The sequence below is a fragment of the Balneolales bacterium ANBcel1 genome (assembly GCA_029688905.1).
Classification (GTDB): Bacteria; Bacteroidota; Rhodothermia; order Balneolales; family Natronogracilivirgulaceae; genus SLLW01.
Genome location: JARULB010000003.1, coordinates 204344 through 226823 on the forward strand (window position 1 = coordinate 204344; position 22480 = coordinate 226823).

Genomic DNA, 22480 nt, shown 5'->3' on the forward strand with positions numbered 1-22480 from the left:
CGAATCCTATTTCAGTTTCTTAAGCAGGTGAGACAGATTCAGTTTGTGAATCGGTATCAGGTACCTGGATTCGAAGGCATCCTTGTGGACTCCATATTCACCGGTACCACGAAAATCGACTATGCAAAAACGGTCAACTACCTTGAGTACTTCGCCAATACCGTAAAATTCCGGACTCGGGCCGTAATACACCAGGTCGCCGGTATGCAGGTCATTCACGGCGCGTCTGTGAAACGGCAAAATAACCGGAAGGCGGTCAAAGCGATATGGCAGTCGTTTGGTTTCCATGGGCAAAACAGGCAGTAAAGATACAAAAATCAGAGCGATCGATGAATCGAAATATCCCGGGTATTTTCATTGATGTGGCGTATTTCGACAACCCAATATTGGTCCGGGAGCCTGGAGTCGATTTTTTCGGGCCACTCTATCAGACAAATGCCGTCTCCGTAAAGATATTCGTCCAGGCCGATTTGGCCGGCCTGATCTGCATCATTAAGCCGGTAACAATCAAGATGATACAAAGGTACCGATCCGGGATATTCATGGACCAGGGCAAACGTGGGTGACTGGACCTCGTCTTCGGGAACGCCAAAGTAACGTGCAACACCTTTCACAAAGTGTGTTTTGCCGGCTCCGAGGTCTCCCTTGAGAAGAACCGTGTCGCCAGGAGCCAGTTTTTCGGCAAGCCGTTGACCGGCGGCGGTCGTTTCCCCGACACTTTCTGATTTTCTGTTAATGGTGGATGACTTCTTTTCTGCTTCTGTCAATGTGATTTCTGTTAAAAACTGGTTGCGAATACGTAACCGCCACAACTGCTGCCGGCGAAGTTCAGACACGCCCGGGATAACGACCGTGCATTATAAACCGGATTCGGCTTTGGAACATTCATGGGACGGATTTTCGCCGCACCGCTGAATGTATTACCGGAAATGCAGCCGCTGCAAACTCCGCCGCTGCCATCATTTGGACTGAAGGCGCGCCAGGGGGAGGATCATCTCCTCCATGGATGCGCCGCCGTGCTGAAACGAATCCCGGTACTTGTTCTGATACTTGTTGTAATTGGTCGGGTAGACAAAATAGTAATCTTCCTTCGCAATGATGTAGTTGGTGTTCATGTTCCCCCGGGGGAGAAAATAATCGGCGGGCTTGTCGATGTAAATGGCCGCGTCATTATCACAACGGAGGTGCCGGCCGAACTTGTATCTGAGGCTGGTGGACGTATCCCGGTCACCCAGTACTTTGGTATCCCGTAACGCCCGTATGGAGCCGTGGTCGGTTGTAATGATGATATTCACGTCCTGGTCAGACAGCTTTTTCAGCATCTGAAAAAGCGAGGAATGGGCGAACCAGGTTCGTGTGAGCTCACGAAATGCCGGAACGTCGGGAGCGATCTCCTTGAGCACCGGCGAATCGGATCGCGAGTGCACCAGGGTATCGACAAAGTTGATCACAAAAGCACTGAACTTCGACTGCGTGTAGTTAATGATCTTGTCGGAGATTCTCTTCCCCTCGGCCGTCTGCAGAATTTTTTCGTATTTGGGCTTGAAATCTTTCTTTTTCCGCTCGAACTGCGCCGTCAGCAATTCCGCTTCATACTGGTTCAGCGATGTTTCGTTTTCATCATTGCTCATCCAGAGCTTGGGGTAGTGACGTTCGATCTGCGATGGATAGAGTCCAGCAAAAATGGCATTTCTGGAATATGGAGTAGCAGTCGGAAGAATGGAATAGTAAAAATCGGTAGAAATATTGTAGTAGGGCGTGAGCATCTTCTCGAAAACAAGCCACTGGTCATAGCGCATGCAATCGATCAGAAAAAGAAAAGTGCTCTTTCCTTCATCGATTACAGGCATGACATACTCCTCGATCAGGTCCGGCGAAAGCATCGGGCGGTCTTCCCTGCTGGAGCGCAGCCAGTCGTAGTACTCGTTTTCAATAAACCTGCCAAACTCCATGTTGGCCGTATCGAATTGATCTTGCAGCACCTGTTGCAGCCCCTCTTCCGAACTCTTCAGCTCCAGCTGCCAGTTAACCAGCCTGCGGTAAATCGATATCCACTCATTCCACTCAGGCTGATCGTTGATAAGTGCCGTAATCTCGTTGAAGCTTTGGAGGTAGGTCTGCGCCGACCTTTCATCACGGATACGGTGCCTGTCCAGGATACGCTTGACCGTAAGCAGGATCTGGTTGGGGTTGACCGGCTTGATGAGATAATCGGAAATCTTCCCGCCGATGGCATCCTCCATTATCTGCTCTTCCTCGCTTTTGGTAATCATGACCACCGGCAGACCCGGTTTCATTTTTTTCAACTCGTTCAGCGTTGTCAATCCGTCCATTCCCGGCATCTGCTCATCCAGAAAGATGATATCTATCTTCTCCTTTGAAACCAGCGAAAGGGCATCCTCCCCATTGGTTACCGGGGTCACATCATACCCCTTGTTTTTCAGAAATATGATATGGGGTTTAAGCTGTTCAATTTCATCATCTACCCACAATATGGAAACGTTCATTCCTTATGTAATGATTTTTGGTGTTTATTTTTTTGTTTATGCCGGATGTCGCGCATGAAGGCCCTGTCAATTCAGCAATAACCGTTAATATAATCTGGTTTGCCAGCGCGGAATCTTTTACCGCAAAATGCCGCAAGTAAAACACCCATCGAAACCTGCGCTATCTCTTTGAAACGCAAAAAAGGAACCGGAAGTATATTTGGCTGCCACCGGCTATTCGACATAGACGAGATCCCGGATCCTCTCCAATGTAACCGGTCCGATTCCCGATACGTTCAAAAGATCCGACGGTTCGCGAAAGGGACCCTCCGACTCGCGATAGGAAATAATACGATCGGCGATGGCCGGACCAATACCCGGCAGACTCATCAATGCTTCACGATCGGCTATCTGGATATTCACCCTGGATTCATTTGCCGAACCATCCCCCTGCGGCCTGTCACGCGTATCCGTTCCGGACTCTCTTGCAGTTTTCACCGGCGGATCACTCGTATGGCGAACTACTAACAGTGGCGACTCCGACGGATGCCACCGTCCATCCATCAGTGAAGCTGTAAAGGCCGGACGATTTCCCCCGGGACGGTAGCGCGCCAGTATGACGTCCCGCTCATCCGCCCGCACCCCGGACAAGCGATGAAATTCCTCGAGCACCGGCTCGTAGTAGGATTCATCATATACGGTCCGGGCCGGACCAAACAGACTGAAGCCGGCCAGCAAAACACTGACGGCCATCAGACTGAGCATCACACGCCGTTCACCGGGGGTGATTTGAAGGCGCTCCATCCAGAAAAACCAGCGACGCTTGAACATGATAAGAACGAATTGACCGGGATTGACTACCCCCATGATTCCCGAATCTGCCTCTCCTTACATCAGTCGCACAAAATGGTAACAGAATACATTGCCGTCGCCATCACGCAACGGTCACTTCTTGAACTGAAGCAGATTCTCCTCACCCACCGCCTCCACCGCCGAATTCAGCGCATACATGCTTTCAAACAGAACGATGGGGTTTCCGTCGATATCATATGTGGCGTTGGTGGAGTAGGAGGCTTTGAGTTTTTCAATCACTGCGGGGTTATCCGGCAGCCATCGTGCCGCCATATAGGAGGTCGGACTCAAAACAATATCGGCCTTGTACTCGGTTTTCATCCGGTGTTCCACCACTTCGAACTGAAGGGCGCCTACCGTACCCAGCAGCAGTTCGTTACCGACTCCATCCGGCATCTCAAAAACATTCACGACTCCCTCCTCCGACAACTGTTTGAGGCCTTCGCGCAACTGCTTTCTCTTGAAGGGGTCTTTGGAGGACGCTTTCCGAAAATGTTCCGGCGAAAAGAGCGGAATCACGTCAAAGTTTACCGGTCCGCCGGAATGCAGGGTACTGCCTATGCGGAAATCCCCCGGGTTGAATAGCGCCACGATATCGCCCGGATAGGCTGTGTCCAGCAATTTCCGTTCCTCGCCCATCAGACTGTGGGGAGTGGCCATGCGGATTTTGCGCCCGTTACCCGAGAGTGTCACCTCCATACCGCGTTCAAACACCCCAGATGTTACCCTCATGAACGCCGTGCAATCCCGGTGTTCGGGGTTCATGTTGGCCTGCATTTTAAAGATGAATCCGGAAAAGTCCTTTTGCAGGTCGCGCAGCTCTCCGTTATCGGTTTCGTAGGGCTGCGGGGCCGGGGCGAGTTGCGAGAAGTGATCGAGAAAAAGATCCAGGCCGTAGTTGTTCAATGCCGAGCCGAAAAATACGGGTGTGACTTCACCCCTGGCAAAAGCTTCCATGTCCATGCCTCCAAAATCATCCGCGATAAGCTCGATGATCTCCCGATATTCCCCTTTTGTACCATCGCCAAGCGTGCTCGCATCCAGCCCTTCCTCCAGGGGCAGCAGTTCGGCCTCGGCTTTCCGGGCGCCGTGCTTCATTTTCCGGTAGAGGTGAAGGTCCCGGTTAATCAGATCGTAAACCCCCTGAAACTCCGGTCCGTACCCGAGCGGCCAGGATGCCGGCACTGCAGGTATCCCAAGCTTTTCCTCGATATTGCCAAGCACTTCGAGGGGCTCCATCCCGGGACGGTCGCACTTGTTCACGAACGTGATAACCGGGGTTTTCCTGAGCCGGCAGACCTCGAACAGTTTCTCGGTCTGCTCTTCCACCCCCTTCGCGACATCAATTACCATGAGCGCGCAATCGGCGGCAATCAGTGTACGAAAGGTGTCTTCCGAGAAGTCTTTGTGACCCGGTGTATCGAGTAGGTTATAGCGGATCCCGTCTTTTTCAAAGCGAAGCACCGATGAGGTGACCGAGATACCGCGTTCCTGCTCAATAGCCATCCAGTCGGACGCCGCGTGCCGTGCCGCCTTCCTTTGTTTGATAGAGCCGGCTTCATGGATTGCGCCGCCATACAGCAGAAGCTTTTCCGTGAGCGTCGTTTTACCGGCGTCGGGATGGGAAATTATCGCGAAAGTCCGTCTGCGCGCGACCTCGCCGGCAATGCCATTTTCTTGTCTGGGAGCCATAATCAGTTATTTTGTACAGCTTGGTAATATACGAATATTCACTCTTTTTTGCCTGACGGGATTGAGACAAGCATCCTGCCGAGGCTTCCGTTCGACTACCTGCCATTATCATTGTATATTACCCCGACACCGGAATCGAACCAGGAGGCAATCCGTGCGCGAGCAAGATCCCATACTGTCGGTCATCTGCATATTTCGCAACAAAAAGGAGCGGGTGGAACCCACACTCAAAGCGCTGTACGCGCTGGAAGGCATCCCCTGTGAATTTCTTTTTATCGATGACGGATCCACGGATGGAACCAGCGATGCCATCCGATCACTGGTGGAGCACTATCAGCACAAGCAGACCTACTTTTTTGAACATGAAGCTACGCGCGGCCGCGGAAACTCCCTGAACTCGGCAATAGAAGTAGCCCGGGGCCGCCTGCTCTGGCTTCCCGAAAGCCTGCAGACAATCCACCGGAAACCGTTACAGCATGCAATGGATTTGCTTCGCGGTTCCGGCGCCCAGGTAGCTGTGGGATCCGAAGACCCGCTGCCCGAAAATGCTCTGGAATGGCTTCAACTGCTTCAAAACGACCGGCTGCCCAAAGACCGGCACTATCTGTTCGATCTCAAGAGAATCCGTCCCAACCGCACGTTTGCAGACCCGCACTGGACCACCAGGCATGCAACCGAATGGGCCATCCGGCTGCATCCCGACTCCGACCCGATCCGCGTACCCTCATTTTGTATTGATGACGATGACCGTGAGCCGATGGATGACCGGAGCAGAAAGGAGTGTGTGCTTGCCCTGCTGCGAATCCCGGAACTCTCGCTCTCAGGTCAGGAGAAAGCCTTCCGGATGCTGAGAACGTTCGGGCATACCGATTTTGAGGAAGAGGCCGAAAGCCTGGAACCCCTGTATAATGAAGCCCAGGCCCTGTACAAGGGAGGAAACAGTGTCGCCGCTCTCGAATTGCTGAATCGTATTCTTGCAGCTGACCCTGATCACCGCCGGGCCCGCACTTTCAAAGTGGAGATTCTCGAACGGATGCGACGCTATGTGGAAGCCGCGGAGGTAAAGCACCGGTATCCGCCGGCACGACCGGAGGCCACGCAGGATAAACGGGATGAACGTACCGGCCGTGACGACAATACGAAGGCACCGGACAAGCTTTCCGAAGATCAGGCCGGGCCGGAATCAGAAGCAGCTGATCCCACCGATTCTGCCGTTGATGCTCACGCATCCGCTGAACGCGGCGAAGCTTCCGAAAGCGGGCAGACATCCGTTGACGCCCCCCATCCCGACGAGATCGATGGACTTTCCGACAGCGAAACATTCTCCGAGGGCGTTGAGCAATCCCATGACGACGGACCATCCGAAAACGAAGAGCCCTCTGAGGTCAGTGATGCCGACGGGACATCCGCATCCGGCAAACCTGCGGCAACCGGCGAGCCATCCGGTGCCACCGATCAGCAGGAAGCTTCCAAGCCTTCGGAACCCGGAGAACAGCCCGGGTCCGACAAACCTGGCGAACCCGGCGAAGGCGAAGATTCAACCGAAACCGAAACATCTGATGCACATAGCGGCGAGCCGGCGCCCGGAAACACCCCACGGGAGGTGGCTTCCCAGCTTCCGCTGAGCATCATCATCCCCACGGCAACCTGCCGGCGGCCCGATCTTGAGCACTGCCTCACCTCCGTTTTCCGGTTCACATCCCGTGAAAACACCAGGGTGATTGTAATCGACAACGGCTCTGTTGATGATACCCCGGAGTACCTCGAAGGGCTGCTTCGAAAAAACCTGCCACTCACCGTCCTGAGAAACGAACAAAATCTCGGTTTTGCCGCCGCAGTGAATCAGGGGCTTGCAAGGGCCGGCGACGGCTACACCCTGGTCATGCACAACGACGTTGTCCTGAAATCCGCACTACCCGCGCGGCTGAGCCTGCTGCTTGAGAAAAATCCCGACATCGGCCTTGTTGTGCCGGCCACCGACCACACCTGGCACCCCGAACAGAAGCACGGCGACACCACGGAAGATAAGATCGACGACCTTGCAGAAACCGACTTCGTGGATGGCTATTGCATGGCCTTCCGAAACGAGCCGGGCCTGGTCATGAGCAAGCAGTACGGACTTGCTTTCTTTGAGGATGCCGACTTTTGTTGCCGGATCCGCAAGAAAGGATACCGTATCGTCATTGCGCGCGATCAGTTTGTCCACCATACCTCGGAAACCACAACCAGGGATCTGGGTCTGATCCACTACGGCAAAGCTTACTGGCACAACGCCGCACTTTTTCACGAGGAGTGGCAGAATGCGCCGCGTTTCCCATCCGACCGAACCGGCGACGACCCCCTCCACCAATTTGTGCTCCTCGGCAATCTCATCAATCCATTCTATCCGGAGAAACACCTGCTGGACTATTTCCAGGAGTTGTTCACCAGTGAACAGAAAACCAGGGTTCTCCACGCGGAGTTTCCACCTGACAAACTCGGGTCCGTTATCCGGTTAATGATGGCGGCCAACCAGCGCGAAGTGCTTCGCCATCTGGAACAGCAGCTGGACGATCTCGCCCCCGATCCCGTACTCTACCACGATCTGGTCTGCTTTTACTTCGAACGTACCATCTATTCGCGATGCAAGCGGTATCTGGACCGGCTTGACGACGGAACGCTGCCGCCCGAGATGCAGATCTACCGCCTCAAGATTGCCATCGGCGAAAAGGATTATGAGCTTGCGGCCGTATTTCTGAAGGAACTGATGGATGCGTCCCCGACCCATCCGGAAGTCCTGGCATCAGCCGCTGAAATCCACCGAAGAAACGGAAACGAGGAGCAATCAGCGCAATTCATGGAGCTCGCCAGAGTTTTCGACCCCTATATATCGCATGGCCGGTAGCGGGCGCCCGGCGACATCACATCAGGGAAGCTGCAGGAAGCGGTGTGGCGCAGATCATGTTCGGGCCTGCATCACATAGCCGAGCAGCCTTTTGAGCCGTATCATCCGCTTTCCCTCCCCGAGCTCCTCATAGCTGATTATCAGGTTGCGCAGGGTTCTTGCCATAATCGACCAGTCGGAGGCCTTCTCAAAATGGGCGGATTCGGGTGTGATGCCGTTGTTTCTCAGAAAATAGGAGCACTGGTCAAGGGTGATGACCCGGCCGCTGTTGAACGGATCGAGCATGGTGGAGTCGTTGCCGTATTCGTACTTCACCAGAAAATGCATCGGCATATTGACACCATACAGGGGGAAGTCAATGCGGCGGGCGATGAACAGCATCACCATGCTCAGCGATATGGGAATGCCGCGCCTGCGCTGAAGCACTTTGTGCAGAAAGGAGTTGTCCGGGTTCGCGTAGTCTTTTTTTGCGCCCTTGAAATACTCCTTGTCGAAGAAAAAGGAGACAAACGAGCGAACCTGGTCGGACGGTGAGAACTCCGACCGGACTTCCGGTTCAAGACGGGAAGCCATTCTGTCGAGCTGGCGGCGATAGAGGTCGGTGCGCAGGGTCGGGTTGTCGAACCGGCTCAACAGAAGCTGCCCCTGTTCCAGATCCTCGTTCGATCGGATTCCTTTTTCGGCAAACTCGGCGAATTCCTGTTCCAGAGAGGGAAATGTGATATCATGAATCATCTCCGAAAGCCTCTGCCGGATGGCCGTATCGCTTGTCTCTCTCCGGATCTCATCCAGCAAAGGGACATGACTCTCCCCCAGCTGCGACAGCCGTTCTTCAACCTTCTGCTGAACAAATTGGTCGGGGTCGTCCAGCAGAGAGACCAAAGCCCGGAGTTCGCTGCGTCCGGACGAGGTTGTCGATTTATGGGTATCGGCGGATGTCAACGTAGCCCTGCATCGTTAGTGTCCGGCAGGAGCTGCAAACCGCGATCCGCATCCAGTGCCCGCGCTCTTGAGTAGCATCCTGCCATTGTACAGATGGTAACATAGCGCCTTCTGGAATCGTTTAAAATGATTTTGAGCTTTTGGGAACTCCCTTTACCTTTGATATTCATTCGGCAGACGGCAATAATGCCGATTCTCTCCACTCAGGCCACGATAAATGAATCTGAACGTAAACTCGGAAACAGGTCCGCTTGAGGCGGTCATAGTCCACACGCCCGGTCACGAGGTCTCACTCGTCAACCCCGAACTGCGGGAACAGCTTCTGTTTGACGATATTATTTTTGAGGCGGATGCCCGGCAGGAGCATCTCGACATGATCGATATCTTTCGGACAGCACTCCCCGACCGTGACAAGGTGTTTGAAATCTGTGACCTGGCCCTTGTAACGCTGAAGAAAGAGGAGGCGCGCTCCTTTTTTATTGAAGAGCTGATCCGCTCCGCCCCCGGCAGCAATATCGGGCTGCTGCGCCGGCAGATGCTGGAGCTTGACGCATCCTATCTGCTGGAATTCATCGTCACGGGAACCACCCCAGGCATACCCCACGTTTCGCTGGATCCGGCCCCGAACCTGCTGTTTACCCGCGACCTGGCAGCCGTTGTGAATGACTGCATCATACTTTCAAGGGCGGCCAAGGCGGCCCGTGCCCGTGAATTCCTGCTGATGGAGACGATCGTCCGTTTCCACCCCATGCTAAAAACCCTCCGGAACAACATCATCCACATCGGCAAGCAGGACAGTGTCGAGGGCGGTGACATTCTTGTGGTCTCTCCCGAGGTGGTAATGGTCGGGATGAGTGAACGAACCACCTTCAGCGGACTGATGAGCATCACCGAACAGTTGCTTCAGCACGGCGTGAAGCATGTGGTCGCTGTCGACATCCCCAAGCAACGGTCATCCATGCACCTGGACACGATCTTCACATTCGCAAGTCCGCATGAATGTATCGTCTTTCCTCCTGCAATTACCCACCGGACCGACAACATCTCCGTTTTTTCTTCGATCGACGGCCATATCACCGTTACCCGTAAGAAGTCGCTTCATGACACGCTGGAAGAGTTGCTGGAACGGGAACTGACCTTCATTAACTGCGGCGGGGATAATCTCACAAATCAGTTCCGCGAACAATGGACCGACGGGGCCAATGTATTTGCCCTGGCGCCGGGAGTCATTGTCGGCTATGACCGGAACACCAACACCTTTGACGCGCTGGCGCAACATGGCTACACCATCATGGATCAGCAGTCGTTTACCCGAACCTGGCGCAATATGCCCTTCGCACCAGCGGCAGGTCAGAAAATCGCGATTACGTTCCAGGCGAATGAACTGTGCCGCGGCAGAGGAGGCGCACGCTGTATGACGCTGCCCATTTCCAGACGTGAAGAAACCATTTGAGACGGCCGGCCGTTTGCATAATGCAAGTGTCCGGACACCTGGTCCGCACTGCTGGCTGCCATCGCGCCTTCAGCATGACCCGACCGGTAATCGTTACTGCCGGGGAGCCATCCAAAAACGAGCATCAGTCCATGTAATCAGCCTATGTATACCTTCCACTTCCCTGCTTCAACCTATGCAAATGATCAACCGAATAAAACGGAGAGGGTTTCGTGGGCAATGAACTGACTGGCCGAATTCTGTTCCGCCATCTGCTGCTGTTTGTACTGACCTTTATTTCGACCTCCTTTACCGGTGCTTTTTTTGTAGGTCATACCGCCGGGATCCCGGAAGGCGTCATCCTGTTTTCATCGGAGGGCCTCCCCTATCTGATGGACATGATCTTCTGGGAAGGGGTGTTATTTGCCGTACTGTTGCTGGGTTTTCTCGGGGTGCATGAGTTCGGCCACTACTTCGCAGCGCTCAGGCACCGTATCCACGTTACCCTTCCGTACTTCATCCCGCTTCCGATATCACCGATCGGCACCATCGGCGCGGTTATTCGCATCAAAAGCAGAATTCAGCATACCCGCCACATGTTCGATGTCGGGGCGAGCGGACCCATTGCCGGTTTCATCGTGGCACTTGTTATTCTGCTGTACGGTTTCGCGACTCTTCCCGACCCCGACTATCTGCAAAACTTTGGCGGACACGAAGCCATCAACGAATATATTGCCGAACACGGCACCTTTCCCGACGATCCGCTTGCCGGCGAAAACCGTTCCGATATCGAGGTGATGACGCTCGGCAACACCCTGCTTTTCTCCTTCATCGCCTCATTTTTCGATAATGTCCCGCCGATGTGGGAGTTGTACCACTACCCGTTTCTGTTCGCCGGATGGCTGGGACTCTTTTTCACAGCACTCAACCTGCTTCCGGTCGGTCAGCTGGACGGCGGCCACATCCTCTATACGCTCATCGGCTACCGGAGGCATCGTCTGGCGGCCCGCGGTTTCTTCGTCCTGGTACTGACCCTTGCCGGCCTCGGTGCCATCCCCCTGATCAATACCCTTATTTCCGGCTACGATATTCCACAAACCGCCGTCGCCTGGATCCTCTGGATTCTCATCGCCCTCCTGCTGCTGGACCGCGCTTTCCGGCATGATATCCGATGGATACTCGGGGGATTGGGGGTTGTGCTCGCCGGAAACCTGCTGCTGCTCCGGCTGTTTGAACCCTCCGTTTTCTCCGGTTTCACCATATGGATATTCTGGTCCCTTTTCATCGTGTTTCTGGTAAAAATCGAACATCCGCCTGTCGTCTATGAAGAACCGCTCACACCCGGAAGAAAAATCCTGGGCTGGCTGTGCATGATCATTTTTTTCCTCTGTATCAGTCCGAATCCGATTTATTTCCTTTGAACCGTCGAACCTGTTTTGCTGTTATAACTCCCGATCGTTCGTAAGAAAACCGTGCTGTGTTCGCTTTTATTCTGATACGGCCTGCCTCGTAACGATCGGCTTTAGCCCGAGAAATCCGAAAACCGTTTTGACCCGAAAACCCATGTCTATCCTGAAAATCACACCCCTTCTTTTACTACTTGTTATCATCTTCGGCTGTACGGAGCGGTCGCCGGAACCCGGCAATCTGCAGGATGCTGTAGCTCAACACATTGAAGCCAGAGAATTTGAAGAGGCTTTTGAACAACTGAATTCCGCAGAAGACCGGGCCGGCCGGGATGGTGCCGAAGGGCCGGATCCGCAACAAATCACCCGGCTCAGGGCGGAAGCACATCTCGCCTATGCCAACTATCTGACGCACGAGGCCGATCACCTGGCGATGGGCGAGCGGATGTCCGATGCATTGAGACACTACCGCCGGGTGCTCGAACTGGATCAAAACAACTCCCAGGCACAAACGCACGTGGAACTTATCGAGAGCATTTACCGGCAAATGGACCGGGATATTCCAGTGGGTGTCGCGGAATAAACGGTCAAATTCCGTTTTCAGCGACATTCTTTTTAACTTGCGCCATACACTCTACACCCATACACCCCCGCACCCCAACAACAAAGTGCGGATTCAATTTCACAACGCCCGTGGCCAGCAAGAAAGAACAAAAGACAGGAACACCCGCGATCAACAACCGCAAGGCACGTCACGAATTTACCATAGTGGATTCGTTTGAGACGGGCATCGTACTGACCGGAACCGAGGTAAAGTCGCTCCGCCAGGGCAATGCCAGTTTCGGGGATGCATTCGCTTACATGAAAGAGGGTGAGGTGTGGCTGAAAGAATTTTACATCAAGCCGTTTGAGCACGGCTCCTATAACAACCATGAGCCGCGCCGTGACCGCAAGCTGCTGCTGAAGCGTGATGAAATTCGAAAACTGGATCGTGCGGTGTCACAGAAAGGGGTAACCTTGGTGCCACTCAGGCTCTATTTCACCAGGGGGCTGGCCAAAATGGAGCTGGGTTTGGCGAAAGGCAAGAAAAAACACGACAAGAGGGCCAGTATCGCGGAGAAGGATGTGAAGCGGGACATGGCCCGTGAAATCAAGAAAGCACGGATCTGATACGGGTGGCGCCGGACATATGCATCGGCGGCATCCGACACGACACCGCTGTTGTTGGCGAGGGGGCTTGTCAAACAGAAGGGAGTTGCCGTCCATGACAAACGGCGGTACCGGGCCGGCAAGCCTGCAATGCCGAACGGATGAACCGACAGAGACGAACAGGCAACCCGGTGGTTTCTGCCTGATGTCTGGAGCCCGCAGATCCGTAACGGGGTACCGGGCCGAAAAAAAAGAGGAAGGATTGCCTGTAAGCCGAATTCTGTGATCTGTGCACCGACAGGCGGCGACACAAACCGGCAACCATTTATCTGGTCTCACCATTACTGATGAGATCGAGCGGCCTACCCGACAGTGTTGTGGCGGACGGCACACTGTCATGCTTGGCCTTGCACCCCGCGGGGTTTACCTTGCCCCGTTCCGTTACCGAAACGGGCGGTGGGCTCTTACCCCACCTTTTCACCCTTACTCCGGCGTACCGGAGCGGTCTGTTTTCTGTGGCACTTTCCATATCCCGCTGTGCGGGATTCCCCGGCTTTCCCGGGGCGCGGTGTCCGCTGGTGTTCGGACTTTCCTCCCTCCGCAGCCGCAAGCGGCTTTGAAGAGCGATTGCCCGGCAATCCTTCAACTACTGAAATAACGATTAGAAAACCGGCTGCGTGTGCCGTCCGCTCAATTGAGCTTCAGCTGCTTGCGGGCTTCCTCAAAAAAGCTGGGATCAACAACGATGCGGCCGGAATTTTCGTCGATGATGATTTTATTCTTTCTGCGAACCTCCACCTGAACCTGGGGAGGAAGCATTATGCCCAGACTGGAACCTTTCTCCATGGGCACTACGGCCATTCCGTTGTTCAAGCCCTTGCGAAGACGTTCGTAACTGCGAAGATATCTCGATTCAAGGCCCTTTGTCGCCTCTTCTCTTTTTTTCCTGAGCTCTTCCTCTTCCTTCTTCGTGCTCTCTACAAGCTTGTCGAGATTGTCCTTTTTTCCCTGAAGAGCCGCGCGGGTTTCTTCCAGTTTAACCTCGTTTTCGGACACCACCTTTTCCAGAGACTCGGCTTGAACAGCGATCTCCTCCAAACGGGAAGCAGAACTGCTCATAATTCCCCTCTGGGTTTCGATCTCTTTGGTCAATGCGTCGTACTCGCGGTTGTTGCGCACCGAAAGCTGCTGCTCCTCGTATTTTTCCACCAGCGACTCGGCTTCCTTGATCTCCAGCTCCAGGCTGGATTTCTCCATCGCCAGCTCCTTTATCTCCGCTTTGGATCGCTTGATACGGCTCTCCAGTCGCGCCACCTCGGTTTCGATATCCAGAATCTCTTCCGGCAGATCACCCCGAAGCCGCTTCAGCTCGTCAATTCGGTTGTCAATAAATTGCAGATTGGTCAGTTTTTGGATTACTTCTACCATAGGGTATTGATTGCTGTTTGCTTCGTTATTCCTGTTTTGTTTTGTCTTGAAAATATCGGACCGGGTTGGTATTTACCTGCGTGGAAGAAATCGCCAATCCCGGAAAGCGGTTACGCAGACGATCGCGCAGCAACCCGACAACAGGCACCTCGCTTTCATAATGGCCTGCATCCACCAGTAAAACATCCGGAGCTTCGAGAAAGAAATCGTGATACTTCAGGTCGGCCGTAACAAAAGCATCTGCCTTCTGCCGAACGGCTTCGTCCTTCAGAAACGATCCCGAACCCCCGCAAACCGCCACACGTGTGATTTCATCGGGAGACCCGGCGTAACGAATGCCCCGGCTGTCCAGCTGTTGCGCTACATGCTTCAGAAACTCCTCCGGCCGCAGCGGTTGATCAAATTCGCCAATCACACCGAAACCTGTAGCTTTAGGGAATTCGGCCGCTTCTCCAGCCGTCCCGCTGCCCGCATCCCGGGACGTGTGTCCGCCCGTCCTACCTGCTCCGGCTCCACTCGGCGGGACATCCACCGGACTCTCATCCTGCTTGAGAAAACGCTGATTTTTCAGTCCGAGACGTTCGGCCAGTACAAAGGAAACACCTTCGCTGGCGGCATCGAGATTGGTGTGGGCGGCGATCAGGCCTATGTCTGCCTTAATCAACCGATAGAGAAGGGACCCGGTGGTATCGGCCGGGGTGATGCGGGAAAGCTTCCGGAAAATTAGCGGATGGTGGGCAATGATGAGATCTGTTCTGGTTTCAACCGCCTCATCGACAACTTCCGGGGTTACATCCAAACAGGTGAGGATGCGTTCGACCGGTTGATTTCCATCTCCGACAAGTAATCCAACATTATCGTACTCGAGCTTGGTGCTTTGTGGTGCCCATTCTTCCAGAAACCCGAGGATATGATGGATGGCGTACTTCATATTCTCGGTGAGCAGCCCCCCGTCTGCTCGCCTGTCACACCGGCGAAAGCAGGATTATACCTAAGATGGAAACGTTTCTTACAGTACACGATAATTGATGCTGTCAGAAATTTTTGTCAGAAAAGAAAAATAGCATTTTTTTCACTTAAATAAAAGAAGTTGCCGGTTCTCATCTTCACTTTAAATAACGTATCTTTTGATTTCATTATTACGGGACTGTAAACACGGATGACCGTTTCGCCCTGCCGGTTTCTCCAGTCGTCTCTTTCATCCATCTCTGAAACAGAAAAGCCGTGACACAATCCAATATCAGAACGTTACATGAGCACATAAGGCAGGTATGCGCGGCATGTGGCCGGGATCCTTCGGAGATTCGGCTCGTGGCCGTCAGCAAGACCCATCCGGAAGAAGCGATAATGGAGGCCTATCATGCCGGGATCCGGGACTTCGGCGAGAACCGGGTTCAGGAACTAACGGCCAAAATGCCCCTGCTTCCCGAAGATATCACCTGGCATATGGTGGGTACGGTTCAGACCAACAAGATCAAGGATATGGTGGACCGGGTCGACTGGATCCATTCCATGTCGAAAATCAAGTATCTCAAAGAACTGGAAAAACGGGCTGGACGGATCGGCAGAACCATTAATGTGCTTATCCAGGTGAATATCAGCGGCGAAGACCAGAAAAGCGGGTGCGAACCGGATGCGCTTGCTGAAATACTTGACTATACGGCCGGACTCAAACACGTTACGGTCAGGGGCCTGATGGGGATGGCCTCCTTCACCGACGATCGCGAGCTGATCCGGCGGCAATTCCGGACGCTTCGAACCCTGCTCCAGGCGCATCATCCCCACGAAAGCGAGCGGATTCGGCTTAAGGAGCTCTCCATGGGCATGAGCGGCGACTACGATATAGCCATAGAAGAGGGCGCGACCATCATACGCGTCGGCTCAACCATTTTCGGGTCAAGGGACTACGACAACTGACCGCACACCCTGTGTCGACTTCTGCCCACCCGCTCCGCCAGGCAACCTCTCTTTCTTTTCATTCCCGGTTATGCGATATTTTTTATCTTGAAACAGGAGCACGAGAAAAGCGTAAATCCCGGTATGACCCACTGCTGACTGAAGCATTTTTCGATTACGGGGAGCGTTGGCGGTCAACTGACCGGCAATCCCTTGCGGCACGCTTCCTGTACCTGCTGATGCTATTTCCCAACAAACACACCCATGGAAAGTCTATTGGAATCACTAATCCCCTTTTTTGCGATAGCGGCGGTCTTCGGCCTGCCTTTTCTGATTGCCGTGATGATCATTCGCTTTCTCCGTGAACGCATGCATGCCAAAATGCAGATGACCACCGGCATCAATCTAAAGCAACGGCTCGAAGAGTATGAGCAACGCCAGGAGCAGCTGATCAAGCGCGTACAAAACCTGGAGACCATTGTGGTGGATGCCGACCTGGGCAATCCCCGGCTCAAAGAGGCCCGCAGAGATCCCGATTTCCCGGAAAAACGGGAGCAGCGAGAACCTGACCGGCCTCTTAAAAACAAGCTCCGATCCTGAGGTCTTCTGTTGTAATGCTGGAATCACACTGTTAAATTGCAGGTATGCACCATGTATCCTGCTCTCAGGAGTTTTTACGCTGCCTCAGACAGGCTATTAAATGGCCGCACCATACTTCCGGTCAATTTCTCCCGGCACGTGCCGAAAAAAGGACCCGGAACTTGACATTCCGATATTGCCGCTTTACGAACCGGCCGAATCAAAGCCCAGCCGACATCCCATGAAACTATCAGCCCTTGAAATCAAACAGCAGACGTTCGCAAAATCCATGCGGGGATTCGATGTGGCCGAAGTGCAATCGTTCCTGAATGTTGTCTCGAACGAGTGGGAACACCTCTCCAACAAGTGCCGCGACCAGGAACAGGAGATCCGGCGCCTGACAGACAAGCTGGAGCACTACCAGAAAGTGGAGGAGGCCCTGCACGAAACACTTCAGACCGCCAAGGAATCAGCCCAGCAACGCATTTCCAGCTCCAAACAGGAAGCGCAGAACCGCATCTCCCAGGCAGATCTGGAAGCGGAGAAAATTGTCAGGGACGCCCATCAGGAGCGACAGGCGATACGGCAAAGTATTCAGCGCCTGCTCGAACGGCGCCACGAAATCATCAGGGGCATGGAATCCTATCTTGAGCTTGCCACCGAATCACTCGACACCTTCAGGCGCGACGACTCCTCCACCTATTCCCTGCCGAAGGAAGAGTCGGACACCTCACCCCCCCTCCGACAGAAATCTGCCGACAGCGCATCCACCGCCGCCTCCCCGGCTGCGGGTACCGATGACCTCGACCACCTGCTGGACGATATTGACGAAGATTAATCACCGAAACCATCGATTATGCCACAATTTGAAACCGTAGAAGCTTTTCGCAGTAAGAAAGCCGAGGCGCTGGACTATCTCAAAAACCAAACCGACCTTATCCCGGACTATCTCATTATCCTTGGCACCGGTCTGGGACGGCTGGCGGAGGAAATTGATGTCCAGAAAGCGATCTCCTACAGCGATATTCCTCACTTTCCCACATCGACGGTAGAGAGCCATGAAGGACGACTGCTTTTCGGCACCCTCAGCGGTAAAAAAGTCGTGGCCATGCAGGGACGCTTTCACTACTACGAAGGATATACCATGCAGCAAATCGTGTTTCCGGTCAGGGTGCTGCATGCACTTGGCGCACATACCCTGCTGGTTTCCAACGCTTGCGGCGGTATGAATCCGCTCTTCCGGCGAGGCGACATCATGTGCATCAGCGACCACATCAACCTGCTGGGAGACAACCCGCTGACCGGACCCAACGACGACACCCTCGGTGTGCGGTTCCCGGACATGAGCGAACCCTACTCCGAAGACCTTATTCTGATTGCCGAAAAAGTGGCTCTGGAAAATAACATAAAAATGCATCAGGGGGTCTATATTGCTGTCGCCGGACCAACCCTCGAAACCCGCGCCGAATATCGCTTCCTACGCAATATCGGGGGGGATGTCGTCGGTATGAGCACGGTGCCCGAAGTGATCTCCGCCGTTCATATGGGGATGAAGGTTCTCGGAATCTCGGCCATCACCGACGAGTGCTTTCCGGACGCCCTCGAACCGGTGAACATGAAAGAGATCCTTGAAGCGGCCGACTTGGCCGAACCAAAAATGACCAGTGTGATAAAAGGGGTCCTTGCCAAACTGTAACCCGACAGACCGGAGCGCCTGTTTGTAGAAGCCCGCGATGGCTGCCGACCCGTTATATGACTGTTTTACATCCCGATACCGCTTTTGAAATTGCCTCGCTCTGCCGTCCTTTTCCAGTATCCGATCCTTTTCCCGGCCAGGAAATATTGCGCCCTGCTGAACCGTTTACACCGTGTTTGTTGACCAACATCCGCAATCATGTATTCTTCTGATAATAACCGTATCTGGGATGAGTTCGAATGGGAGTCTCATATAAACGAGATGGCCCGGAGACATGAGCATCTGCGACAGCTGATCGAATCAGATCACGGCAACCGTCCAAGATGGCTCAGCCACATCAACGATTTTCCTACCAAACTGGACGCCGTCGACGCATTCATCGAAGAGGAACTGCTCCTGGAAGAGTCCCATTTCCCGGTTGATGACGAAGATGAATTTGAATCGGAACAGGACGATGCCCTTTTTGAACTCCTGGATGACGGGGAGGAGGAAGACGATATCTTCGGGGATGACGAGGATGACCCGGAAATTGATTTTTTTCAGGACTCGGGGGATGACGAGGAGGATGATATGGACGACGACCAGGTAGAAGAGATGTTCGAACAGATTTTTGATGAGGAAACCCGGGAGCCCACCGGTTATGATTACGCCTCCCTTGAAAATATCGCCATTTACACCGATGCGCGCGACCTTTCTGCCGACCTGCTGCTTTTCAACGACAGTCAACCCCGGTATATGCAGCATCCCGGCTTCATCCGGCTCGTTTCAGATACCCTGCAGATAAGCTCCAAACTGGCCGCAGCTTACTCCATGGGGTTTGATGTGGAAGTGCTAGGAGCCAATATCGCCTATTGCAAGAAGGCGCTGGCGCATGCCAACCACACCCTTGCCCATCTCCAATCCCTGAAAGGCAATCCTGTTCAGGTGGCCGACTACTACGAACTCCACCGCCGCCTGTTTGAGCTTCGAAATAACATCGCCATTCATATCCAGGACACCCGGGCCTTTTTCGCAGAACTGATGTAGTTTTCCGCATGGCATTCCCTCCTGTGCCATTACTATTCCAGATGTGTGATTCATCTGCGATATGTCACCTGTCTCCGCAGCCGCTGTAAGGAGTACTCGTCAAACGGCTCTTTCTGTTGTACTGTCATCTCATTTGAGAGACTCCGCAATCAGTTGAATCCTTTCACAGGGCGTTTGTATGTGTAACCAAACCCGTTCCTATGACAATGATACCAGCACAGCTGCCGGCAGAATCAGCGAGGAGCCCATGTAATGTCCGGCGTTAATCGTCCAGCCGTCAACCCGGGTGCCTACCCGCTTCTGCGCCTGGCGCTGCTGTATTCGGCCGGAATTGTCGCCGGACGAACGTTGCTGCAAACGGTATCCCCTCTGCAAGCTCTGTTCGGCCTCGCCCTTCTCCTTGTAGTTTGCACCATTTTCCATCTTTTACGGCGTGCCCCGATGCGCATGCTGTTGCTGCCGCTGCTGTATCTGTGCAGCGTGTTCAGCTTCGGCGTGTTCACCATTCGGATGCATGACCAGCTCCATGAGCCCGAAGAACTCATTCTGTCGGTCTTTCCGGAAGACATGCTGCTTTTTCATGGAGGAGTGCTTTCGGATCGCAGTACCCGTGGCGGTCACCGAATGGCACGTATCCGCATTGATTCCGTACATATTCAGGGACTGCCGACGTGGCACCGCACGTTTCTGACGGACGTGCTGATCCGGCAGGAGCCCCGGGATGCCTTTCCTGTCAGCTATGATCCATCTACAGCCAATGATGAAGCCCCCTCAGGGGATTCCTCTGCGGATACCGTAACAACTCAAAATCGCAGTTTCGGTGATGCCCCGGAAGATCTGTTTCGCGCTTCCGGGACACCATTTTCTCTTGCCGGCGCCTATCTCCGATTCGGCGGCAACCTGGAACCGCCCTCACGTCCCGTCAACCCCAATCAGTTTGATTATGCTTCTCACCTTGCACGTCAAGGCATCCATTCGACCATTTTTGCCATAGATATCGAATCCATCGGGGAGAGCCAGACAGCCCCGCCCTGGCATCGTTTGCAGATATCTATGCAACAACGGACCAGCATGCTCTTTTCGGAGCACACACGGGGTATCGCAAGGGCGATAATGCTCGGTGACCGCTCGGAACTTGACTCCGACCTGCGGATGGCTTTTTCCCGCGCCGGACTGGCTCACCTGATGGCTGTATCCGGTATGCATGTCGGATTCATATTGCTTCCGGTGTGGCTGCTTCTCCCCTGGTTCCGAGGCTCGGTTTCCGGAAAGTGGGTCGCCCTGCTTTTTTGCACCGCGCTGCTTGCCGCTTATGCCGGAGCCACCGGATTTTCGGTATCTGTCAACCGGGCCTCCATCATGGCCCTGTTTTTAATCATCGCCCGGCTATTCCACAGGCCGGGTGCCTCTTTAAACATTCTGGGAGCGGCAGCACTGTTACTTCTGATATATGATCCCCGCATGCTATTTGATGTAGGTTTCCAGCTTTCGTTTACAGCGGTGGCCATAATACTGACGACGCTGCCCGGCACCCGGTATCTGCTCCCTGTCAGGTATCGCTATCGCCGTACCGGCGCCCTGTTCCAGTTCGTCATGGTCAGTGTCCTTGTGCAGGCCGGCCTCTACCCTCTTCTCATCCACTATTTCAATGAATTCTCGATGATCGGCCCCCTGAGCAACACCCTGGCGGTTCCGTTTGTTCAAGCGATGTTCCTGTGGTCGTTCGCCTGTCTTTTTATCGGCATGATCGATACTTCCATTGCCCACTGGCTCAATATTCCTGCCGATTATGTGCTTCAAAGCCTCATTAGCTATGTTACGTTGGCCGGCACGCTTCCGGGAGCATGGATAGAAGGCAAACTTGCAAGTCACTGGATTTTCGGCGTCTGGTTTTTCGGGACAAGCGTCATCGCATCATTGCGCATCCCTCAGCTGCGCTGGAAAATGCTGTCTGCTTTTCTGTTTTTTTTGGTACTGCTACAGGGAAGCCTTGTATATGAAAAGCAACTGCGCCGCCCGGTACTTGACGTCACCTTTCTGGATGTGGGTCAGGGTGATGCCATACTAATCGAAACTCCGGGCCGCAAGAAGTACCTGTATGATGTCGGTGTATGGACGCCGCAGTTCGACTCCGGCGAGCGGGTGCTGCTGCCGGAACTGAAAGCAAGGGGCATCCGCCGGCTTGACGGCATTATCCTCTCCCACCCGCATGCAGATCATATAGGAGGGATTATGAGCATTATCGAGTCCGTTCCAGTCGATACCATATATCAGTCACCTGCACCCCATGATTCGCAGCTCTATCACCGGTACATGGCGCGCGCCGCCGAAATCGGCATACCCGTGCGTCTGCTTGAAAGCGGTGACCTGATTCACACCGACCCCTCGTTACCGATGATGGTGTTCGCCCCCTCGCCAGACATCCAGGCACGTGATCCGAACAACCAGTCGGTAGTCATAATGGTGCAATACGGCCGGAACCGCATCCTGCTCACGGGCGATGCCGAGAAAGAGGCGGAAGCCTTTCTTTCCGCAACCTACGGAGCATTCCTTCGGGCGGATATTCTCAAAATCGGGCATCACGCCAGCCGTACCAGTTCTACTGAGCCCTTCCTTGCACACGCAAATCCTGCATATGGCATTGCATCGCTCGGCTTGCGGAACAGGTACCGTCATCCTCACCGGGAAGCTATTGAAAGGCTGCACCAGGCGGGAATCCGGAGCCGGTTCACAAGTCTGGAGGGCGCCATACACTATCGCTGCGACGGAGTCCGCTGCAATCTGCAGCCATGGCAATCCGGGAACGACAAAATGAGCAAAAGACCGGTACCATAGTCGGCTGCAAGCAAGACGAACGGAAACGCAACGGTCAATAATTGTGTTCGTGTAACCGTTATTTGGCCGTTGCAGCGGGTCTTTGCGTTTCAGGGAACGGCAACATGACCAACTACAATCAGCATCCGCCCGTCAAACATTTCAAACAAACTGACCAGATACTACCGCAAGAACAGA

The 22480-nt window shown here is 53.9% G+C and carries 20 protein-coding genes and 1 other RNA gene; 11 read left to right on the forward strand and 10 right to left on the reverse strand.

Going from position 1 to position 22480, the window contains the following annotated elements; all coding sequences use genetic code 11:
- Nucleotides 1–6: 6 nt before the first annotated feature.
- From QA596_05245 to QA596_05265, 5 genes are all read right to left on the reverse strand, one after another.
- A complete protein-coding gene (locus QA596_05245; GenBank protein ID MDG5766864.1) occupies nt 7–288 on the reverse strand; it encodes a hypothetical protein in 282 nt (93 codons plus the stop codon).
- A 29-nt stretch (nt 289–317) separates the two neighbouring features.
- Nucleotides 318–767 (reverse strand): tRNA (adenosine(37)-N6)-threonylcarbamoyltransferase complex ATPase subunit type 1 TsaE, encoded by a 450-nt coding sequence (gene tsaE, locus QA596_05250; protein MDG5766865.1) that lies wholly within the window; start codon nt 765–767, stop codon nt 318–320.
- A gap of 192 nt (nt 768–959) precedes the next feature.
- Nucleotides 960–2507 carry a bifunctional response regulator/alkaline phosphatase family protein gene (locus QA596_05255; GenBank protein MDG5766866.1) on the reverse strand — a complete coding sequence of 516 codons (1548 nt, stop codon included), beginning with the start codon at nt 2505–2507 and terminating at the stop codon, nt 960–962.
- Nucleotides 2508–2720: 213 nt separating this feature from the next.
- Nucleotides 2721–3353, reverse strand: coding sequence for a ComEA family DNA-binding protein (locus tag QA596_05260; protein ID MDG5766867.1), 633 nt, complete (start codon nt 3351–3353; stop codon nt 2721–2723).
- A 78-nt stretch (nt 3354–3431) separates the two neighbouring features.
- On the reverse strand, nt 3432–5030 hold the full coding sequence (locus QA596_05265; protein MDG5766868.1) for a peptide chain release factor 3: 1599 nt from the start codon (nt 5028–5030) through the stop codon (nt 3432–3434).
- 154 nt (nt 5031–5184) lie between these two features.
- Here QA596_05265 and QA596_05270 point away from each other — a divergent pair, with 154 nt between their 5' ends.
- Nucleotides 5185–7914, forward strand: coding sequence for a glycosyltransferase (locus QA596_05270; protein MDG5766869.1), 2730 nt, complete (start codon nt 5185–5187; stop codon nt 7912–7914).
- Between the two features lie 54 nt (nt 7915–7968).
- On the opposite strand, the gene QA596_05275 is transcribed toward QA596_05270, so the two are convergent.
- The gene (locus tag QA596_05275) at nt 7969–8856 is read right to left on the reverse strand and encodes a transglutaminase-like domain-containing protein (GenBank protein MDG5766870.1); all 888 of its coding nucleotides are present in this window, start codon (nt 8854–8856) and stop codon (nt 7969–7971) included.
- A gap of 217 nt (nt 8857–9073) precedes the next feature.
- Here QA596_05275 and QA596_05280 point away from each other — a divergent pair, with 217 nt between their 5' ends.
- The 4 genes from QA596_05280 (at nt 9074) to smpB (ending at nt 12864) form a co-directional block, all read left to right on the forward strand.
- Nucleotides 9074–10309, forward strand: a complete 1236-nt coding sequence (locus QA596_05280) for an arginine deiminase family protein (protein MDG5766871.1) — start codon at nt 9074–9076, stop codon at nt 10307–10309.
- Nucleotides 10310–10521: 212 nt separating this feature from the next.
- The gene (locus QA596_05285; protein ID MDG5766872.1) at nt 10522–11709 is read left to right on the forward strand and encodes a site-2 protease family protein; all 1188 of its coding nucleotides are present in this window, start codon (nt 10522–10524) and stop codon (nt 11707–11709) included.
- 142 nt (nt 11710–11851) lie between these two features.
- On the forward strand, nt 11852–12277 hold the full coding sequence (locus tag QA596_05290) for a hypothetical protein (protein ID MDG5766873.1): 426 nt from the start codon (nt 11852–11854) through the stop codon (nt 12275–12277).
- Nucleotides 12278–12387: 110 nt separating this feature from the next.
- Entirely contained in the window at nt 12388–12864 is a 477-nt protein-coding gene (gene smpB / locus QA596_05295; GenBank protein ID MDG5766874.1) for an SsrA-binding protein SmpB, read from the forward strand.
- Between the two features lie 232 nt (nt 12865–13096).
- Here the strand turns inward: smpB and rnpB are convergent.
- From rnpB to QA596_05310, 3 genes are all read right to left on the reverse strand, one after another.
- An RNA gene (rnpB, locus tag QA596_05300) (RNase P RNA component class A) lies at nt 13097–13486 on the reverse strand.
- A 47-nt stretch (nt 13487–13533) separates the two neighbouring features.
- Nucleotides 13534–14271: a hypothetical protein gene (locus tag QA596_05305; GenBank protein MDG5766875.1), complete on the reverse strand. Its 738-nt coding sequence runs from the start codon at nt 14269–14271 to the stop codon at nt 13534–13536.
- A gap of 25 nt (nt 14272–14296) precedes the next feature.
- Nucleotides 14297–15202, reverse strand: coding sequence for a Nif3-like dinuclear metal center hexameric protein (locus QA596_05310; protein ID MDG5766876.1), 906 nt, complete (start codon nt 15200–15202; stop codon nt 14297–14299).
- A 293-nt stretch (nt 15203–15495) separates the two neighbouring features.
- Between QA596_05310 and QA596_05315 the strand changes: the two genes are divergently transcribed.
- From QA596_05315 to QA596_05335, 5 genes are all read left to right on the forward strand, one after another.
- Complete coding sequence (locus QA596_05315) at nt 15496–16188, forward strand: YggS family pyridoxal phosphate-dependent enzyme (protein ID MDG5766877.1); 693 nt, start codon at nt 15496–15498, stop codon at nt 16186–16188.
- Between the two features lie 243 nt (nt 16189–16431).
- The gene (locus QA596_05320) at nt 16432–16767 is read left to right on the forward strand and encodes a hypothetical protein (protein ID MDG5766878.1); all 336 of its coding nucleotides are present in this window, start codon (nt 16432–16434) and stop codon (nt 16765–16767) included.
- Nucleotides 16768–16987: 220 nt separating this feature from the next.
- Nucleotides 16988–17584, forward strand: coding sequence for a DivIVA domain-containing protein (locus QA596_05325; protein MDG5766879.1), 597 nt, complete (start codon nt 16988–16990; stop codon nt 17582–17584).
- Nucleotides 17585–17602: 18 nt separating this feature from the next.
- Nucleotides 17603–18442, forward strand: a complete 840-nt coding sequence (locus QA596_05330; GenBank protein MDG5766880.1) for a purine-nucleoside phosphorylase — start codon at nt 17603–17605, stop codon at nt 18440–18442.
- A 198-nt stretch (nt 18443–18640) separates the two neighbouring features.
- Nucleotides 18641–19468 (forward strand): hypothetical protein, encoded by an 828-nt coding sequence (locus tag QA596_05335; protein ID MDG5766881.1) that lies wholly within the window; start codon nt 18641–18643, stop codon nt 19466–19468.
- A 198-nt stretch (nt 19469–19666) separates the two neighbouring features.
- On the opposite strand, the gene QA596_05340 is transcribed toward QA596_05335, so the two are convergent.
- Nucleotides 19667–19891 carry a hypothetical protein gene (locus QA596_05340; protein MDG5766882.1) on the reverse strand — a complete coding sequence of 75 codons (225 nt, stop codon included), beginning with the start codon at nt 19889–19891 and terminating at the stop codon, nt 19667–19669.
- Between the two features lie 18 nt (nt 19892–19909).
- Between QA596_05340 and QA596_05345 the strand changes: the two genes are divergently transcribed.
- Nucleotides 19910–22303, forward strand: coding sequence for a DNA internalization-related competence protein ComEC/Rec2 (locus QA596_05345; GenBank protein ID MDG5766883.1), 2394 nt, complete (start codon nt 19910–19912; stop codon nt 22301–22303).
- Nucleotides 22304–22480 lie beyond the last annotated feature (177 nt).

Bases quoted from the DNA above. Each gene is read 5' to 3' on its own strand.
- QA596_05260 (MDG5766867.1), bottom strand. From the start codon at position 3,353: ATGGGGGTAGTCAATCCCGGTCAATTCGTTCTTATCATGTTCAAGCGT.
- QA596_05310 (MDG5766876.1), bottom strand. From the start codon at position 15,202: ATGAAGTACGCCATCCATCATATCCTCGGGTTTCTGGAAGAATGGGCA.
- QA596_05280 (MDG5766871.1), top strand. From the start codon at position 9,074: ATGAATCTGAACGTAAACTCGGAAACAGGTCCGCTTGAGGCGGTCATA.
- QA596_05265 (MDG5766868.1), bottom strand. From the start codon at position 5,030: ATGGCTCCCAGACAAGAAAATGGCATTGCCGGCGAGGTCGCGCGCAGA.
- QA596_05340 (MDG5766882.1), bottom strand. From the start codon at position 19,891: ATGGAAAATGGTGCAAACTACAAGGAGAAGGGCGAGGCCGAACAGAGC.
- QA596_05320 (MDG5766878.1), top strand. From the start codon at position 16,432: ATGGAAAGTCTATTGGAATCACTAATCCCCTTTTTTGCGATAGCGGCG.
- QA596_05325 (MDG5766879.1), top strand. From the start codon at position 16,988: ATGAAACTATCAGCCCTTGAAATCAAACAGCAGACGTTCGCAAAATCC.
- QA596_05330 (MDG5766880.1), top strand. From the start codon at position 17,603: ATGCCACAATTTGAAACCGTAGAAGCTTTTCGCAGTAAGAAAGCCGAG.
- QA596_05245 (MDG5766864.1), bottom strand. From the start codon at position 288: ATGGAAACCAAACGACTGCCATATCGCTTTGACCGCCTTCCGGTTATT.
- QA596_05290 (MDG5766873.1), top strand. From the start codon at position 11,852: ATGTCTATCCTGAAAATCACACCCCTTCTTTTACTACTTGTTATCATC.
- QA596_05335 (MDG5766881.1), top strand. From the start codon at position 18,641: ATGTATTCTTCTGATAATAACCGTATCTGGGATGAGTTCGAATGGGAG.
- QA596_05345 (MDG5766883.1), top strand. From the start codon at position 19,910: ATGCGCATGCTGTTGCTGCCGCTGCTGTATCTGTGCAGCGTGTTCAGC.
- QA596_05255 (MDG5766866.1), bottom strand. From the start codon at position 2,507: ATGAACGTTTCCATATTGTGGGTAGATGATGAAATTGAACAGCTTAAA.
- QA596_05305 (MDG5766875.1), bottom strand. From the start codon at position 14,271: ATGGTAGAAGTAATCCAAAAACTGACCAATCTGCAATTTATTGACAAC.